This window comes from Schumannella luteola (genome assembly GCF_013408685.1).
Lineage (GTDB): Bacteria > Actinomycetota > Actinomycetes > Actinomycetales > Microbacteriaceae > Schumannella > Schumannella luteola.
This window is the reverse complement of record NZ_JACBZY010000001.1, coordinates 3,062,588-3,080,258: the sequence shown is the minus strand read 5'-3', so window position 1 is coordinate 3,080,258 and position 17,671 is coordinate 3,062,588. Positions and strand designations below refer to the sequence as shown.

General features: G+C 71.0%; 13 protein-coding genes. 8 read left to right on the top strand and 5 right to left on the bottom strand.

Annotation, left to right across the window (positions count from 1 at the left end; all coding sequences use genetic code 11):
* Nucleotides 1-115: 115 nt before the first annotated feature.
* Complete coding sequence (locus BJ979_RS13995; protein WP_179568783.1) at nucleotides 116-670, top strand: MerR family transcriptional regulator; 555 nt, start codon at nucleotides 116-118, stop codon at nucleotides 668-670.
* A 132-nt stretch (nucleotides 671-802) separates the two neighbouring features.
* On the opposite strand, the gene BJ979_RS13990 is transcribed toward BJ979_RS13995, so the two are convergent.
* Nucleotides 803-1,603 carry a ParA family protein gene (locus tag BJ979_RS13990; RefSeq protein ID WP_179568781.1) on the bottom strand — a complete coding sequence of 267 codons (801 nt, stop codon included), beginning with the start codon at nucleotides 1,601-1,603 and terminating at the stop codon, nucleotides 803-805.
* A gap of 113 nt (nucleotides 1,604-1,716) precedes the next feature.
* Here BJ979_RS13990 and BJ979_RS13985 point away from each other — a divergent pair, with 113 nt between their 5' ends.
* From BJ979_RS13985 to BJ979_RS13975, 3 genes are read left to right on the top strand one after another with little or no spacing between them, the layout of a single operon-like run.
* Nucleotides 1,717-5,118 carry a pyruvate carboxylase gene (locus BJ979_RS13985; protein ID WP_179568779.1) on the top strand — a complete coding sequence of 1,134 codons (3,402 nt, stop codon included), beginning with the start codon at nucleotides 1,717-1,719 and terminating at the stop codon, nucleotides 5,116-5,118.
* A gap of 45 nt (nucleotides 5,119-5,163) precedes the next feature.
* Complete coding sequence (locus BJ979_RS13980; protein ID WP_179568777.1) at nucleotides 5,164-6,639, top strand: MinD/ParA family ATP-binding protein; 1,476 nt, start codon at nucleotides 5,164-5,166, stop codon at nucleotides 6,637-6,639.
* The gene (locus BJ979_RS13975) at nucleotides 6,636-7,133 is read left to right on the top strand and encodes a peptide deformylase (RefSeq protein WP_179568775.1); all 498 of its coding nucleotides are present in this window, start codon (nucleotides 6,636-6,638) and stop codon (nucleotides 7,131-7,133) included. The genes BJ979_RS13980 and BJ979_RS13975 overlap by 4 nt, the downstream gene beginning before the upstream one ends.
* Before the next feature lie 92 nt (nucleotides 7,134-7,225).
* Here BJ979_RS13975 and BJ979_RS13970 read toward each other — a convergent pair whose 3' ends face one another.
* Nucleotides 7,226-9,091 (bottom strand): AMP-dependent synthetase/ligase, encoded by a 1,866-nt coding sequence (locus tag BJ979_RS13970; RefSeq protein WP_218853503.1) that lies wholly within the window; start codon nucleotides 9,089-9,091, stop codon nucleotides 7,226-7,228.
* Between the two features lie 57 nt (nucleotides 9,092-9,148).
* On the opposite strand from BJ979_RS13970, the gene BJ979_RS13965 reads away from it, so the two are divergent.
* The 3 genes from BJ979_RS13965 (at nucleotide 9,149) to BJ979_RS13955 (ending at nucleotide 12,507) form a co-directional block, all read left to right on the top strand.
* The gene (locus BJ979_RS13965) at nucleotides 9,149-10,111 is read left to right on the top strand and encodes an ROK family protein (protein ID WP_179568771.1); all 963 of its coding nucleotides are present in this window, start codon (nucleotides 9,149-9,151) and stop codon (nucleotides 10,109-10,111) included.
* An 83-nt stretch (nucleotides 10,112-10,194) separates the two neighbouring features.
* Entirely contained in the window at nucleotides 10,195-10,971 is a 777-nt protein-coding gene (locus BJ979_RS13960) for a lysophospholipid acyltransferase family protein (RefSeq protein WP_179568769.1), read from the top strand.
* Between the two features lie 147 nt (nucleotides 10,972-11,118).
* Entirely contained in the window at nucleotides 11,119-12,507 is a 1,389-nt protein-coding gene (locus BJ979_RS13955; protein ID WP_218853502.1) for a class II 3-deoxy-7-phosphoheptulonate synthase, read from the top strand.
* A gap of 99 nt (nucleotides 12,508-12,606) precedes the next feature.
* Here BJ979_RS13955 and pknB read toward each other — a convergent pair whose 3' ends face one another.
* Together pknB and BJ979_RS13945 are read right to left on the bottom strand one after the other, a co-directional pair.
* Nucleotides 12,607-14,604 carry a Stk1 family PASTA domain-containing Ser/Thr kinase gene (gene pknB, locus BJ979_RS13950; protein WP_179568767.1) on the bottom strand — a complete coding sequence of 666 codons (1,998 nt, stop codon included), beginning with the start codon at nucleotides 14,602-14,604 and terminating at the stop codon, nucleotides 12,607-12,609.
* Nucleotides 14,605-14,665: 61 nt separating this feature from the next.
* The gene (locus tag BJ979_RS13945) at nucleotides 14,666-15,970 is read right to left on the bottom strand and encodes a LysM peptidoglycan-binding domain-containing protein (RefSeq protein WP_179568765.1); all 1,305 of its coding nucleotides are present in this window, start codon (nucleotides 15,968-15,970) and stop codon (nucleotides 14,666-14,668) included.
* 191 nt (nucleotides 15,971-16,161) lie between these two features.
* On the opposite strand from BJ979_RS13945, the gene BJ979_RS13940 reads away from it, so the two are divergent.
* Nucleotides 16,162-16,500 (top strand): Rv2175c family DNA-binding protein, encoded by a 339-nt coding sequence (locus BJ979_RS13940; RefSeq protein WP_343046713.1) that lies wholly within the window; start codon nucleotides 16,162-16,164, stop codon nucleotides 16,498-16,500.
* Nucleotides 16,501-16,510: 10 nt separating this feature from the next.
* Here BJ979_RS13940 and BJ979_RS13935 read toward each other — a convergent pair whose 3' ends face one another.
* A complete protein-coding gene (locus tag BJ979_RS13935) occupies nucleotides 16,511-17,629 on the bottom strand; it encodes a polyprenyl synthetase family protein (protein WP_179568761.1) in 1,119 nt (372 codons plus the stop codon).
* Between the last annotated feature and the right edge of the window lie 42 nt (nucleotides 17,630-17,671).

Here is a 17,671-nt window from a genome sequence, read left to right as displayed (position 1 = left end):
CGCGACACGCCGCCCGCTCGAGCGGAATGTCGTTGCCCGAGCGTTCCTGGGTGGGTACCGTGAGAGCACGACGAACCTGAACGTTCAGGTTCAACTTGAGGGTTAGGAACGGGCGATGAGCGAAGCCAGTCGGAACGAGGGTCCGCGCTACGACCTCGGCCTCCTCTTCACCGACGGGCTCCCCGAGCTCGATGACGCCGCCGGCTACCGCGGCGCCGTCGCCGCCCGCGCCGCCGGCATCTCCTACCGCCAGCTCGACTACTGGGCTCGCACGCAGCTCGTCGAGCCCACCGTGCGCGGCGCCGCCGGATCCGGTTCGCAGCGCCTCTACGGCTTCCGCGACATCCTCGTGCTCAAGCTCGTCAAGCGCCTGCTCGACACCGGCATCTCGCTGCAGCAGATCCGCGTGGCGGTCAACCAGCTCCGCGAGGCCGGTGTCAACGACCTCGCCCAGACCACGCTCATGAGCGACGGGGCCAGCGTCTACCTCTGCACCTCCGACGACGAGGTCATCGACCTCGTCAGCCAGGGCCAGGGCGTCTTCGGCATCGCGGTCGGCAAGGTGCTGCGCGAGGTCGAGACCAGCCTGGTCGAGCTCGATTCGGTCTCCGCCGAGGACCCGCAGGACGAGCTCGCGGCCCGCCGTGGCCGCAAGGCCCAGGCCTCCTGAGGCCACCCTCCCCGCCCTGGATGACCAGGGCACGCTCGAACGAGCACGACCGCGGCGACCAGCTCACGGGCCGGGGACGAAGAAAGAGGCGGATGCCGAGCATCCGCCTCTTCGTCTGTCTGAGCTGCCCGGCTACGCCGGAGCCTGCGTCAGCTTCGCGGTGCGCATGACGCGGTCGAGCAGCACGTCGAAGTGGTGCGCCATCTCCTGAGCGCTCTCACCGGGCCACACGTGCAGCGGCTTCGCGGCGCCCTGCGCCTGCTGCAGCGAGGTGCGCTCGGGCAGCTGCGGGTTCAGCACGAGCGGGCCGAACATGTCGCGCAGCTCCTTGATGCGGAACTGGTGCTCGAGCGACTGCACGCGAGCGCGGTTCACGACGATGCCGAGCGGCTGGAGGCGGGGGGAGAGTCCGCGACGGATCTCCTCGATCGCGCGGAGGGCGCGGTCGGCGGCGGCGACCGAGAACAGGCCGGGCTCGGTGACGACCGCGACGCGGTCGGAGGCGGCCCAGGCAGTGCGCGTCAGCGCGTTGAGCGACGGCGCGCAGTCGATGAGCACGAGGTCGTATTCGCTCTCGACGTGCGCGAGCGCCTCCTCGAGCTTCCAGATGTCGCGGATCGACGGGTGCGGGCCGTCGAAGTTGATCGCCGAGGGCGATCCGATCAGCACGTCGATCGTGCCCTGGCGACCGCGCGTCCAGCCCGAGGGCGAGATGGCGGAGCGGACGATCTTCTCTTTCGGCGAGGCGAGGACGTCGGCCACGTTGAGATGCCCGGCGACCGCCACATCCATGCCCGTCGAGACGTCCGACTGCGGGTCGAGGTCGACCACCAGCGTCGAGACGCCCTTCGCGAAGGCGGCGGAGGCGAGACCGAGCGTCACCGTGGTCTTTCCGACGCCCCCCTTCAGGGAGCTGACGCTGAGTACGTGCACGAGAACCAACTTATCGGTCTGGATCTGAAAGAACACAAAACCATAACGTCCGCGCGTGGTCTTCTGCGGTGCGCGCACTGAATAAGGTGGACCCAGGCATCGGAGAGGATCGAATGTTCAACAAAATCCTGGTCGCCAACCGCGGCGAGATCGCGATCCGCGCATTCCGCGCGGCATACGAGCTCGGAGCGAAGACCGTCGCCGTGTATCCGTGGGAGGACCGCAACTCCGCCCACCGCCTGAAGGCCGACGAGTCGTACCTCATCGGCGAGAAGGGCCACCCGGTTCGCGCCTACCTCGATGTGAGCGAGATCATCCGCGTCGCGAAGCTCTCCGGCGCCGACGCGATCTACCCGGGCTACGGCTTCCTCTCCGAGAACCCCGACCTCGCCCAGGCGGCGGCGGATGCGGGAATCACCTTCATCGGCCCGCCGAGCCGCGTGCTCGAGATGGCCGGCAACAAGGTCACCGCCAAGCAGCACGCGATCGAGGCCGGCGTGCCGGTGCTCGACTCGAGCCCGGCGACGACCGACATCGAGCTGCTGCTCAGCGAGGCCGACCGCATCGGCTTCCCGGTGTTCGCGAAGGCGGTCGCCGGCGGCGGCGGGCGCGGGATGCGCCGCGTCGAGCGTCGCGAGGATCTGCGCGAGGCCCTCGAGGCCGCCATGCGCGAGGCCGACAGCGCCTTCGGCGACCCGACGATGTTCCTCGAGCAGGCCGTGCTGCGCCCGCGCCACATCGAGGTGCAGATCCTGGCCGACGGCCACGGCAATACGATGCACCTCTTCGAGCGCGACTGCTCGATCCAGCGCCGCAATCAGAAGGTCGTCGAGATCGCGCCCGCGCCGAACCTCGACCAGTCGATCCGCGACGCGCTCTACCGTGACGCCGTCGCCTTCGCCGAGTCGATCGGCTACGTCAACGCCGGAACCGTCGAGTTCCTGCTCGACACGGTCGGCGAGCGCGCCGGCCAGCACGTCTTCATCGAGATGAACCCGCGCATCCAGGTCGAGCACACGGTGACCGAGGAGGTCACCGACGTCGACCTCGTGCAGTCGCAGATGCGCATCGCGGCGGGGGAGTCCCTCGCCGAGCTCGGCCTGTCGCAGGAGACCGTGCAGCTGCACGGCGCCGCGATCCAGACCCGCATCACCACCGAGGACCCGGCTGCGGGCTTCCGCCCCGACACCGGCAAGATCACGAACTACCGCTCGCCCGGCGGCGCCGGCATCCGCCTCGACGGCGGCACCGTGCAGACGGGTGCGCAGATCAGCCCGCACTTCGACTCGATGCTGGCGAAGATGACGGCCCGCGGCCGCGACTTCTCCGCTGCCGTCGCCCGCTCGAAGCGCGGACTCGCCGAGTTCCGCATCCGCGGCGTCTCCACCAACATCCCCTTCGTGCAGGGCGTGCTCGACGACCCGGCGTTCGCGAAGGGCGACCTCAGCACGCTGTTCATCGAGGAGCGCCCCGAGCTGCTCGCCGGCCGCCCCTCGCGCGACCGCGGCACCAAGGTGCTCAACTGGCTCGCCGACGTGACCGTCAACCAGCCCAACGGCGAGGGCGCGCACCTCATCGCCCCTGCCGAGAAGCTGCCGAAGCTCGACCTCACGACCGCGCCGCCGGCCGGATCCCGTCAGCGTCTGCTCGAGCTCGGACCGCAGGGCTTCGCGAAGGCCCTGCGCGAGCAGAAGGCGCTCGCGGTGACCGACACGACCTTCCGTGACGCGCACCAGTCGCTTCTCGCGACCCGCGTGCGCACGCAGGACCTCGTGCAGGTGCTGCCCTACGTCGCCCGCACGACGCCGCAGCTGCTGTCGGTCGAGGCCTGGGGCGGGGCGACCTACGACGTCGCGCTGCGCTTCCTCGGCGAAGACCCGTGGGAGCGACTGGATGCGCTGCGCTCGGCCCTGCCGAACGTCGCCATCCAGATGCTGCTGCGCGGCCGCAACACGGTCGGCTACACGCCGTACCCGACCGAGGTGACCGACGCCTTCGTGCAGGAGGCCGCCGCGAGCGGCATCGACATCTTCCGCATCTTCGACGCCCTCAACGACGTCGACCAGATGCGTCCGGCGATCGATGCGGTGCTCGCGACGGGCACCACGGTCGCCGAGGTCGCACTCTGCTACACGGGCGATCTGCTCGATCCTGCCGAGGACCTCTACACGCTCGACTACTACCTGAAGCTCGCCGAGCGGATCGTGGACGCCGGCGCCCACATCCTCGCGATCAAGGACATGGCGGGCCTGCTGCGTGCCGGCGCCGCCGAGAAGCTCGTCAGCGCGCTGCGCAGCGAGTTCGACCTGCCCGTGCACCTGCACACGCACGACACGGCCGGCGGGCAGCTCGCGACGCTGCTCGCGGCGAGCAACGCCGGCGCCGACGCGGTCGACGCGGCCAGCGCGCCGATGTCGGGCACGACGAGCCAGCCCTCGCTCTCGGCGCTGGTCGCCGCGACCGCGCACACCGACCGCGACACCGGCATCTCGCTCCAGGCCGTCAGCGACCTCGAGCCGTACTGGGAGGCCGTGCGCAGCGCCTACAAGCCCTTCGAGTCGGGTCTGCCCGGCCCGACCGGCCGCGTGTACAAGCACGAGATCCCCGGCGGCCAGCTCTCGAACCTGCGCCAGCAGGCGATCGCGCTGGGTCTGGCCGAGCACTTCGAGAAGATCGAGGACTACTACGCGGCGGCGAGCGAGATGCTCGGCCGTCCGCCGAAGGTCACGCCCTCGTCGAAGGTCGTCGGCGACCTCGCGCTCGCGCTCGTCGCGGCCGACGCCGACCCGAAGGACTTCGCCGAGAACCCGTCGAAGTACGACATCCCCGACTCGGTCATCGGCTTCATGGCCGGCGAGCTCGGCGACCTGCCGGGCGGATGGCCCGAGCCGCTGCGCTCGAAGGTGCTGGCGGGCCGCGAGGTCAAGATCGGCGTCACCCCGCTCGAGGGCGACGACCTCGAGGTGCTGAACGGCGCGTCGGCCGGGCGCCGCGCGCGCCTCAATCACCTGCTCTTCCCGGCCCCGACGCGGCAGTTCGACCAGCTGCGCGAGCTCTTCGACGACCTCTCGGTCATCGACACGATCGACTACCTCTACGGCCTCAAGCCGGGTGTCGAGCACGTCGTCGAGATCGAGCAGGGCGTGCGGCTGCTGATCGGTCTCGAGGCCATCGGCGAGGCCGACGACAAGGGCATGCGCACGGTCATGACCACGCTCAACGGCCAGCTGCGTCCCGTCTACGTGCGCGACCGCGGCATCAAGGTCGAGACGGTCACGGCCGAGAAGGCCGACAGCTCGAAGCCCGGTCAGGTGCCGGCGCCGTTCTCGGGCGTCGTGACGCTCAAGGTCGCCGAGGGCGACTCGGTCGAGCCCGGCCAGGCCGTGGCGACGATCGAGGCCATGAAGATGGAGGCCGCGATCACCACGCCCGTGGGCGGCACGGTGCGTCGTCTGGCCATCCCGAAGACCCAGCAGGTCGACGCCGGCGATCTGCTCGTCGTCGTCGAGGGCTGATCCCGCGCCCTACACTGGGGTCCGCGCAGGGAGAGGAGGCGTTCCATGAGCGCAGATCGTTCCCCGCGCGACCCCGGTGCCGGGGCCGCGCCCGGCGGCGACGCCGCGGATGACGCGGCGCGCGCCGCGTCGGCGGGCGCACGTCCGTCGACGGCATCCGGGTCGTCCGACGAGATCGAGTACGTCGGCGACCTCATCGAGGATCGCGACCTCACCCTGCACCTGCCGGCGAGTCTGACCGTTCCGGTCGATCCGATCGCCGAGTCGTCGGCCGACGCAGCGAGCCCGCTCGCGACCGGCGCGACGCCGTCGTCGACAGCCCCCGCTCCGCGTTCCGCCGTGACGTCGTCGCTCGCGGCGGACCCCGCGCCCACGGTGGTCGAGACCGCCGACGGTGCGATCGTGTCCGCGTCGCGCGCGAGCGCCGCTCCGGTGCAGCTCGGCACGACCTCGGTCGAGATCGTCACCCCGCGCGTCGTCGAGGAGCCCGAGGTGCAGCCGGACGTCGTGCCGCTGCCCGAGGCGAGCTACTCCGGAACCCGACGCGAGCGCTTGCGCGGCGAGCCCTCGCGGGCGCCCGAGCCGGCCTCCATGCTCACGGCCGAGCGGCTGCTCGACCCGAAGGGCTCGCGTCGCATCCGTCCCGAGGGCTTCTGGCAGCGTCTGCTCTTCGAGGTGACCTTCCATCTGGTCAACGTCGGCGACTCGGCGAAGGTGCGCGAGCGCAAGGCGCTCGAGGCCCGCATCGCCCGCGCCTTCGAGGGCGGCACCCGCTTCGTGCCGGTCATGACCCGCAAGGGCGGCGTCGGCAAGACGACCGTGACGACCCTGCTCGGCATGGCCCTCGCCGATGTGCGCGACGACCGCGTGATCGCGATCGACGCGAACCCCGACCGCGGCACGCTCTCCGAGCGCGTGCCGAAGCGCACCCGCTCGACCGTGCGTGACCTCGTCAACCACGCTCCCTCGATCACCGACTACGGCCAGCTCTCAAGCCACGTCTCGCGCGACGAGACCCGCCTCGATGTGCTCGCCAGCGACACCGATCCCATGCTCTCCGAGGCCTTCGACGAAGACGACTACAACGTCGTCGCCGACCTCGTGGCGCGCTACTACTCGATCGCGCTGACCGACTGCGGCACCGGCATCGTGCACTCCGTCATGCGGGCTACCCTGCAGCGCGCCGACTCGGTCGTGATCGTCTCCGGCGGCAGCGTGGATGAGGCGCGCCTCGCCAGCGAGACCCTCACCTGGCTCGAGGCGAACGGCTACGGCGCCCTCGTGCGCAACGCGATCGTCGCGCTCAACACGGGCACCCAGGCGACGAACCTGGTCAAGCTCGAGGAGATCGAGGCGCACTTCCGCTCGCGCGTGCGCGAGATCGTGCGCATCCCCTACGACCCCGAGCTCGCGGCCGGCTCGGTCGTGCGCTTCCGTGACCTCAAGCCCTTCACCCGCGAATCGGCCCGCCACCTGGCGGCGCTGGTCGTGGACGGCCTCCCGACCCAGCGAGAGAGATGACCGAACGACAGATCCGCCTCTTCGGCGACCCCGTGCTCCGCTCCGTCTCCGACCCGGTGCGCGTCGGCGCACCCGGCAACGAGCAGCTCGTCGACGACCTGATCGAGACGGTGCAGATCCCCGGCCGTGCCGGCCTCGCCGCGCCGCAGATCGGCGTCGGCCTGCGCGCCTTCAGCTGGAACGTCGACGGTGACATCGGCTACGTGCTGAACCCCGTGCTCGAGGTCTGGGGCGAGCCCGAGATCGTCGATGAGGGCTGCCTGTCGGTGCCCGGCTTCTACTTCCCGCGGCGTCGCTACCCGCACGCGCGGGTGACCGGCATCGACCTGGCCGGCGACGAGGTCGTGATCGAGGGCGACGGCGTCATGGCGCAGGCCCTGCAGCACGAGACCGACCACCTCGACGGCAAGCTCTACATCGAGGGGCTCGACCCCGAGGTGAAGCGCGAGGCGATGCGCGAGGTGCGTCAGGCCGACTGGTTCCGGGCGGCCTGATCCGATCCCGCACGCACGACGCGGAAGGGCGCCCCGGCTGATCGGCCGGGGCGCCCTTCGCGTTCGTCGACGGAGCGACGGATGCGCCGCGCTCAGTGCGCGAGCGACACCCCGCGCGTCTCCGTCGTCGTGGAGTACAGGTCGGCGATCTCGCGCTGGAAGTCCTTGAGGATGACCTGGCGCTTGATGCTCAGCTTCGGCGTCAGATGCCCGCTCGCCTCGGTGAACTCGGTCGGCAGGATCACGAACTTGCGGATCGACTCGGCGCGCGAGACGCGGGTGTTCGCCGCATCCACCGCCTTCTGGATCTCGGCGATCACCTTCGGGTTGGTCGCCGCCTCGGTGAGCGGCATGTCGGCCGCCTCGCCCGCGTTGTTGAGCCAGACCGGCAGCATCTCCGAGTCGAGCGTGACGAGGGCGGAGATGAAGGGGCGCTGGTCGCCGACGACGACGACCTGGCCCACGAGCGGGTTGGCGCGGATCGGGTCCTCGAGGGCGGCCGGGGCGACGTTCTTGCCGCCGGCGGTGACGATGATCTCCTTGGTGCGACCGGTGATCGTGAGGTAGCCGTCGTCGTCGAGCGTGCCGATGTCGCCGGTCTTGAACCAGCCATCGTCGAAGGCCGCGGCCGTCGCCTCCGGGTTGTTCCAGTACTCCTTGAAGACGTCGACGCCCTTGATCTGGATCTCGCCGTCGGCCGCGATGCGGATGCCGACGCCCGGCAGCGCGGGGCCGACGGTGCCGATCTTGAACTTGTCGGGCAGGTTGACGCTCGCCGGGGCGGTGGTCTCGGTGAGTCCGTAGCCCTCGAGGATGCGCACGTCGAGGCTGCGGAAGAAGTGGCCGAGGCGCACGCCGAGCGGCGCCGATCCCGAGATCGCAAACCGCACGTTGCCGCCCATGGCGGCCTTGAGCTTGCCGTAGACGAGCTTGTCGTAGAGGGCGAACTTGATCTTGAGCCCGAGCGGCACGCGGCCGGCGTCGAGGGCCCGCGAGTGCTGAACTGCCGTCTCCGCCGCCGCCCGGAAGATCTTGCCCTTGCCGCCGGCCTCGGCCTTCTGCTCGGCCGAGTTGTAGACCTTCTCGAACACGCGCGGCACGGCGAGCAGGAAGCTCGGCTTGAAGCTGCCGAGCGAGGGCAGCAGCTGCTTGGTGTCGGCCTGGTGGCCGACCTTCACACCCGCGTAGACGCTGAGCACCGAGATGAAGCGGGCGAAGACGTGCGCGGTCGTGATGAACAGCAGGGTGGACGCGCCCACCTTGGCGACGTCGGCGAGTCCGAGCGCCGAGTTGCGGCTGAGCTCGACGAAGTTCGAATGCGTGAGCACGCAGCCCTTCGGGGTGCCCGTCGAGCCCGAGGTGTAGATGAGCGTCGCGAGGTCGTCGCCGCGGGCGGCCGAGCGGCGCTCCTCCAGCTGCTCGTCGGTCACGGCGGTGCCGCCGGCGCGCAGCTTGTCGAGGGCGCCGAGCCCGAGCTGCCAGACGCGGGTGATGTCGGGCAGCTCGGCCTGCACCTCGTCGAAGCGGGTGAAGTGCTCGGCCGTCTCGACGATGATCGCCGTCGCGCCGGAGTCGGCGAGGGCGAAGCGGATCTGCGCGGGCGAGCTGGTCTCGTAGATCGGCACGAGCACCGCGCCGGCGAACCAGGTCGCGAAGTCGATCAGCGTCCACTCGTACTTCGTCGTGCAGATGAAGCCGATCTTCTCGCCGGGCTGGATGCCGGCCCCGATGAGGCCCTTCGCGAGGGCGACGACCTGGGCGTGGAACTCGCGCGTCGTGATATCGCTCCAGCCGCCGTCGGCGGTCGGCACGGCGAACAGCACGCTGTCCGGCGTCTCGCGCAGGCGGTGCAGCAGCAGATCCGTGGTGTTGAGCTCGGGGTCTGCTTCGACCAGAGGGGGCACGATCGTCTCGTTCACGACATCTCCTTCGACACCGTTCGGGAAAAGTGACCTCATGCTACCTGCGGGGCTGGGGAGCATCCTGGAGCCTCACCGGTCCTAGACTCGGTGCTCGTGCACGCGATCGGGATCGACATCGGCGGAACCAAGATCGCCGGGGCGGTGGTGACCGAACTCGGCGAGATCGTCGAGGAGCTGCGGCGCCCCAGCCCCGCCGACGACCCGGACGCGATGGTGGATGTGGTGGTCGAGATGATCGCCGATCTGGCCTCCCGTCACGAGGTCTCGGGCGCCGGCGTCGCCGCGGCCGGCTTCATCGACGCGGCGCAGTCGACCGTCTACTACGCCCCGAACATCGCCTGGCGCAACGAGCCGCTGCGTGCGCGGATCGAGGAGCGCCTGCCGGGTCTCGACATCACGGTCGACAACGACGCGAACGCGGCCGGCTGGGCGGAGTTCCGCTTCGGCGCCGGCCGCATCTACAGCGACATGACGATGCTGACGATCGGCACCGGCGTCGGCGGTGCGGTCGTCGTCGGCGACCGCCTGCTGCGCGGCGGCTTCGGCACCGGCGGCGAGATCGGCCACCTGCGCGTGGTGCCCGGCGGTCTGCCCTGCGGCTGCGGCGCCCGCGGCTGCATCGAGCAGTACGGCTCGGGCCGCGCCCTGCTGCGCATGGCGAACGAGATCGCCGACGCCGGCGGCATCGGTCGACCGCTGGCGGATGCGCGGGCGGAGGCCGAGGCGGCGGGCGGCAAGCTCGACGGCGGCCTCGTCGGCGGGCTCATCGCCGCGCACGATCCCGGCGCCCTGGCGGCGCTGCGCGAGCTCGGCGGCTGGCTCGGCCAGGCCTGCGCCTCGCTCGGCGCCGTGCTCGACCCGCAGATCTTCGTCTTCGGCGGGGGAGTGGCGGTCGCCGGCGACCTGCTGCTCGACCCGGTGCGCGAGGCGTACCTGGCGCACCTGCCGGCCCGCGGCTACCACCCCGAGCCGCAGTTCCTCGTGGCCGAGCTCGTGAACGACGCGGGCGTCGTCGGCGCCGCCGACCTGGCCCGCCTGCACGCCGACGCTCAGTAGCCGGCCCGCCCGGCGGCGCTGACCGGGAGATCCTCGACTGCCCGGTAGACTCCCTCCGGCGCATCGACCCGGGAGGACGCCTCTTGTTCTACTGGTTTCTGAAGAACCTCGTCGTCGGTCCCTTCATGTACACGGTGTTCCGCCCGTGGACGCGCGGACTCGACAACGTGCCCAAGACCGGCGCCGTGATCTTCGCGAGCAACCACCTCTCGTTCGCCGACTCGATCTTCCTGCCGATCGTCGTCGACCGGCAGATCCGCTTCCTCGCGAAGAGCGACTACTTCACCGGCCGCGGCATCAAGGGCTGGTTCATCAAGCAGTTCTTCCTCGGCATCGGCCAGCTGCCGATCGACCGCTCCGGCGGCAAGGCCTCGGAGGCGTCGCTCAACACCGGCCTCGAGGTGCTCGCGAACGGCGGCCAGCTCGGCATCTACCCCGAGGGCACCCGCAGCCCCGACGGCAAGCTCTACCGCGGCCGCACGGGCGTGGCGCGCATGATCCTCGAGGGGCACGTGCCGGTCATCCCGGTCGCCATGATCGACACCGAGAAGGCCATGCCCTCGGGCCGCATCATCCCCAAGGTGCGCCGCATCGGCGTCGTGTTCGGCGAGCCGCTCGACTTCTCGCGCTTCGAGGGGCTCGAGGGCGACCGCTTCGTGCTGCGCTCGATCACCGACGAGATCATGTACGAGCTGTCGCGCATCAGCGGCCAGGAGTACGTGGATGTGTACGCCTCCTCGGTCAAGGAGGAGCGCTCGAAGCGCCCGTCGAAGAAGAAGGGCGCGAGCGCCTCGGGCGTCTCCGCCGCGCGCAAGGCCGCCGAGGCGCGTGCCGCCGCGAAGAAGGCCGCAGCGAGCTGAGCTGAGGGGCTTCGCCGGGGTGTGCCGGATCGGCGCCGCGGCGTCGACGAGCGCTCCCTCCCGGCGTCAGCGTGGGGGAGTGCGAGCGGATAGGCTCGGAGGCCGGTGCATCCGCCCGAATCCCACCCGCTCTGCAAGGAAACTCCCTTGGTCGAAACGTCCGAACCCGTCGTGCTCGCTGATCCGCAGGTGATCGAGGGTCTGGACTATTGGCGTCAGCTGCCGATCAAGCAGCAGCCGGCGTGGCCGGATGCCGAGGCCGTCGCCGCCGCCTCCGCCGAGATCGCGAGCCTGCCGCCGCTGGTGTTCGCCGGCGAGATCGACCAGCTGCGCGACCGCCTGGCGCGCGCGGCGCGCGGTGAGGCCTTCGTGCTGCAGGGCGGCGACTGCGCCGAGACCTTCGCCGGCGCCACCGCCGACCAGATCCGCAACCGCGTGAAGACGCTGCTGCAGATGGCCGTCGTGCTCACCTACGGCGCCTCGGTGCCGGTCGTGAAGATGGGCCGCATGGCGGGACAGTTCGCGAAGCCGCGCTCGAGCGACAACGAGACCCGCGGCGACGTCACGCTGCCGGCCTACCGCGGCGATATCGTCAACGGCTACCCCTTCGACCTCGCCTCGCGCACGGCCGACCCCTCGCGTCTCGTGCAGGGATACCACATGGCCGCCTCGACGCTGAACCTCATCCGCGCCTTCACGCAGGGCGGCTTCGCCGACCTGCGCGAGGTGCACAGCTGGAACCGCGGCTTCGCCCAGAACCCCGCCAACCAGCGCTACGAGGGCCTCGCCAAGGAGATCGACCGCGCCATCCGCTTCATGGAGGCCGCGGGCGCCGACTTCGACGAGCTGAAGCGCGTCGAGTTCTACACGGGCCACGAGGGCCTGCTCATGGACTACGAGCGCCCGATGACGCGCATCGACTCGCGCAACGGCACGCCCGTCAACACGAGCGCGCACTTCCTCTGGATCGGCGAGCGCACCCGCGAGCTCGACGGCGCGCACGTCGACTACTTCTCGCGCATCCGCAACCCCATCGGCGTGAAGCTCGGGCCGTCGACGACGCCCGAGGTGATGGAGCAGCTGGCCGACAAGCTCGACCCCAACCGCGAGCCCGGCCGCTTGACCTTCATCACGCGCATGGGCGCCGGCAAGATCCGCGACGCGCTGCCCGGCCTGCTCGAGGCCTCGAAGTCGCTCGAGCTGCAGCCGCTGTGGATCACCGACCCGATGCACGGCAACGGCATCACGACGCCGAACGGCTACAAGACCCGCCGTTTCGACGACGTGGTCGACGAGGTGCGCGGCTTCTTCGAGGCGCACCGCGCCGCGAAGACGGTTCCCGGCGGCATCCACGTCGAGCTCACCGGCGATGACGTGACCGAGTGCCTCGGCGGCTCGGAGCACATCGACGAGGCCACGCTGGCGACCCGCTACGAGTCGCTGTGCGACCCGCGCCTGAACCACATGCAGTCGCTCGAGCTGTCGTTCCTGGTGGCCGAGGAGCTGGCGGCGTTCCCGTCGCCGCCCCAGGCCTGACGCACGACTCGCGCCGCACCCGAGAAGGGGCTCGGATCCGCCGTGGATCCGAGCCCCTTCTGCTGTCTGCGGGCTGCGCGTCAGGCCGCGCGGCCCGACTCAGCCGCTGAAGTCGAGACTGACCTTGATCGTGGAGCCCTTCGGCTGAGAGGTGCCGGCCGTCGGGTCGATCTTGGTGACGGTGAAGACGTTCGGGATGACGTCGGCGGCGCCCTTGTGGTTGTAGTCCACCTTGAAGCCGGCCGCCTCGAGCGTCTTGCGCGCCTTGTCCCAGGTCTGGCCGACGACGTCGGGCACGGTCACCGGGGGAGGTCCGTTCGAGACGAGCAGGCCCACGGTGTCGCCGACGCGCACGGCCTTGTCGCTGCCGTCGTCGTTCTTGGGGGCGACGATCGAGACCACGTCGCCCTTGTCGACGTCTTCGCTGTAGTCGCTCGTGGAGTCGCCGACGGTGAGCCCGGCATCCGTCAGCAGCTTCGACGCCTCGTCGACCGACTTGCCGGCGACGTCGGGCAGCGGGCCGGCCGAGATCACGAGCGAGATCGGCTGCTTCTCGCCGTACTGCGTCGCGCCGGCGAGGTCGACGGTGCCGCCGTTCGCGTCGATGCCGAGTGCCTGGATGACGCTGCCCTTCGCGGCGTCGGGCGTGAACTGGCGCACCGAGTCGCCGCCCTGCCTCCAGTGCGAGGCGATGACGGCATCCGCCGCCTTCTCGTCGAGGCCGACGAGGCCGGGCAGATCGATCAGCTTGGGGCCGGTGGAGACGAGCAGGGTGACCGTGCTGTCACGGGGCACCCGCGTGCCGTCGGCGGGATCGGTGCCGGTCACCTGGCCGGCCGGCACATCGAGCGAGGCGACCTGGCGCTGCTCGCCGGCGACCTTCAGACCGGCGGCGGTCAGCGTCGAGGTCGCGTCGGCGACCGAGCTCTTCGCGACGGAGGGGACGGGGATGTTCGCGCCCGGTCCGAACCCGAACCACCAGCCGGTGCCGCCGGCGATGGCGGCGAGCAGCACCACGACGAGAGCGATGATCCAGCCGCGCCGCCGGCGCTTCTTCGTGACGGTGGTGAGCGCGGCCGTGCTGTCGCTGACCTCGGCGGTGGGCTCCGGCGTCGGCGGCTGCAGACGGGTCGTCGCGGCCGTCACGGCGGCGGCGCCGAGCACCTGCGTCTCCGCATCGCGCGCGACACCGAGCGGGCCCGGCAGCACCATGGTCTTCTGCGCCGCGGTCGCTCCGGCCGGGGGCAGAGCGGTCTGCAGCATCGCCTCGGTGTCCTGCACCTGCTCGAGCAGCGCGCGGGCGTCGCGCGGGCGCTCCTCGGGATCGCGGGCGGTGGCCCAGAGCACGAGCTCGTCGAGCTCGGCCGGCACCTTCGGGTTCGCGCTCGACGGCGTCGGCACCGAGTCGTTGGCGTGCTGGTAGGCGATCTGCATCGGCTGCTCGCCCTTGAAGGGCTGCTCGCCGGTGAGCATCTCGTACATCATGATGCCGACCGCATAGACGTCGCTGCGGGTGTCGGCCACGCCGCGGGTCACGAGCTCGGGGGAGAGGTAGGCGATCGTGCCGAGCAGCGCCGCCCCGGTGGCGGTGTTGGCGCTCGCGGCGCGGGCGAGCCCGAAGTCGCCGATCTTGATGCGGCCGTCGTCGGCCAGCAGCACGTTCTCGGGCTTGAGATCGCGGTGCACGATCCCGGCCTTGTGCGCGGCCGACAGCCCCGACAGCACGGCCTCGGTGATGTCGATCGTCTGCTCGGAGGTCAGCGCGCCGTAGTCGTGCAGCAGGTCGCGCAGGGTGATGCCGGGCAGGTACTCCATGACCAGGTAGGCGGACTCGTCATCCTGGCCCTGATCGAAGACGTTCACCACGTTCGGGTGCGCCAGCCGGGCGGCCGAGCGGGCCTCCTGGATGAAGCGCTGCTTGAACTGGTTGTCGTCGGCCAGATGGCCGTGCATGATCTTGATCGCCACGCGGCGCTCGAGGCGCAGGTCGGTGGCGAGGTAGACGGTGGCCATGCCGCCGCGCGCGATGCGCGAGCGAACCTGGTACCGGCCGTCGATCAGCCGGCCGATCGTCGGATCGGAGGTGCTCACACTCACACCCCGAGTGTAGGCGGGGGCATCCTGAACGCTCTCGTGCAACGCGGGGCGCCCATCCGGTTCAGCCGAGCTGCTTGAGCCAGGCCGTCGCGCTCTTCTCCCAGCGCGCGTAGGCGTTCGGGTAGGCCGAGATCTGCACCGCCTGGGCGGCCTGCGTGAGGGTCATGCTCTGCCAGCCCGCGATCTCGAGCAGGCCGCGCGTGATGCCGGCGTTCGGGTTCTTCGGGCCGCCGTAGAACAGACGGGCGGCGTAGGTCGTGTCGAGCAGCTTCTCCTTGGCGCCCCAGTTCTGGCTCGGGCGCTGCTGGAAGAGGCCGACCGAGTCCCGGTCGCCGTAGGCGATGTTGCGCAGGCTCGACTCCTGCATGGCGGCGGCGAGGGCGATGATGATGCCGCGGTCGGAGACGCCGAGCTCACGGCCGACGCGGATGATCACGCGGGCGTTCGCGGCCATCTCGGCGCTGAGCGGGGTGACGGTCGTGCCGTCCTGCGCGACCGCGGGCGAGGTGACCGCGGGGATGGTCAGGGTGCGTCCGGCGAAGATGACCGCGGACCCGGTGAGGCCGTTGGCGTCCATGAGCGCCTGCACCGAGATCCCGTTGGCCGCGGCGATCGACGAGACCGTGTCGCCGGTCCTGATCGTGTAGCTCTTGGTCGCGGGAGCGGGCACGGCGGGCGTGCTCGAGCCGGTCGACGGCGCGGGCGTGACGTTCGAGGCCGGCACGGCGCTGATGCCGCCCGGGATCGCGAGGGTCTGGCCGGGGTAGATGATGCTCGTCCAGCTGAGGCCGTTGGCGCTGAGCACCGACTGCGTCGTGGTGCCGAAGCGGGCGGCGATCGCCCCGACCGTGTCGCCGGCCTTGATCGTGTAGCGGCCCGCGGCGGGCGCCGCCGCGGCGGGTGCCGTGGTCGCCGTGCTCGGGGTCGCCCCGCCGATCTTGAGCACCTGCCCGGGGAAGATGAGCGACTTCCAGCCGAGACCGTTCGCGGCGAGCAGTCCCGCCGTGCTGACGCCGAAGCGCTGGGCGATCGACGAGACCGTGTCGCCCGCGGCGACCTTGTAGCTGGCGGGGGCCGAGGCGGGAGCCACCGAGGGGAGCGCCGGGGCCTTGACGGCGGCGGGCGCGGGGGTGATCGCGTTCTTCGGCGGCTTGACGGCCTTCTTCGGCGCTGCGTGCGCGGCCGGGATCGGCGCGGTCAGGTTCATCGACACGGTGAGGGCGCCGGCCACGACGAGGGGCACGGTGACGCGGCTCGCGCGGGTCCAGGCGCCGGTGTCGGTCGACGCGGCGCGACGGGCGGCGGTCGCCTTCAGCGCGGCGAGCAGCGATCCGGTCGCTGTGCGCGCTTCGTTGTCTCCGGTCATCAGTCACCCCGTTCCCACCCCCGAGGGCGGTGGCTCTGCCTTCATCCGCGCTGAGAGCGCATCGGTTCACGCTGACACAGATGTCACACAGAGTCAATCAGAGTGGCGGGTGTGATGGATGTGACTCATGTGACTCGAGCGTCGTGCCGCGCGGATTCCTCGACGCGCGCGCGAGGTGCGAGAGTGGTGCGGTGAGCGACACCTCTGCGACCGCCTGGCTGACCGTTCCCGATCTCGTCGAGATCCTCGGCATCCCGCAGGGGCGGGTGCGCCGCCTGATCGAGGAGCGCGTGCTGCTCGGCACGCGTCGCGACGGCGTGCTGCGGGTGCCCGCCGTGTTCGTGCGCGACGGCGAGCCGCTGAGCGAGCTGCGCGGCACCGCGACGCTGCTGGCCGACATCGGCTTCGATGACGACGAGGCGATCGACTGGCTGCTCGCGACGGAGGACAGCCTCGGCGTCGCACCGATCGACGCGCTGCTCGCGGGCCGCAAGGCCGAGGTGCGCCGGGTCGCTCAGGCGCTCGCCTGAATCGAGTCGCTCAGGCCTCGCGGCGCGTCACCGCGTCGGCGAGGCGCAGCAGCTCGGCCCGTGCCGAGCGCGTCAGCGGGGCGGCATCGAGCGCCGAGGTCGCCCGCTCGACCTCGCGGCGGATGACGCCCTCGAGCTGATCGACCGCGCCGCTCGCCCGGATCGTCGACTGCAGCATCCGGATCTGCTCGTCATCGAGCTCCGGATCGCCCAGCAGCTCGTCGAGCAGGTTGCGCGCCGAGCCGGAGAGCGATTCGCGCGCGAGCGCGATCAGCACGGTGCGCTTGCCCTCGCGCAGGTCGTCGCCCGAGGGCTTGCCGGTGACCTCCGGGTCGCCGAAGACGCCGAGCAGGTCGTCACGCAGCTGGAACGCGATGCCGAGCGGCACGCCGAAGCCGCGCAGCGCGCCGATCTGATCGGCGTCGGCGCCGGCGATCGAGGCGCCGATCACGAGCGGGGCCTCGACGCTGTACTTCGCCGACTTGTAGAGCACGACGCGCTGCGCGCGGCGCAGCTGCTCGTCGTCGCCGTGCAGATGCCACGACGACTCCTCGAGGATGTCGAGGTACTGCCCGGCCGTGACCTCCGTGCGCATGACAGCGAACTCGTCGCGCGTCGCCCTGGCGTGCTCGAGGGGCACGTCACGCAGTCCGTCGTCGAGCAGCTCATCGCTCCAGCCGAGCAGCAGATCGCCGAGCAGCAGCGCGCCCGACATCCCGTAGCGCTCGGCGTCGCCGCGCAGCCCGCGCTCGCGGTGCACGGCCTCGAGTCGCCGGTGGGTGGAGGGGCGGCCGCGACGGAGGTCGGAGTTGTCCATGATGTCGTCGTGCACGAGCGCGGCGGCGTGGAAGATCTCGAGGGCGGAGGCCGCGGCGGTGATCGGGGCGAGATCGAGCGAGTCGTCCGCGTCGGGCAGCAGGTCGGCCTCCCGCTCGCGGCCGGCGACGGCCTGCCATCCCCAGTAGCAGAACAGCGCGCGGAAGCGCTTCCCGCCGCCGAGCAGGTCGCGGGCGACCCTCGTCAGATCGTCGAGATCGGGGGAGATGCGCGTGAGCGCCGAGCCCCGATCGGCGAGCAGATCGTCGAGCCGGTTCTGCACCAGATCGACAAAGCGCAAACTCCCAGCCACTCGCCTAGCCTACCGGGGGCGGCGAGCTTAGAATGAGGCTCC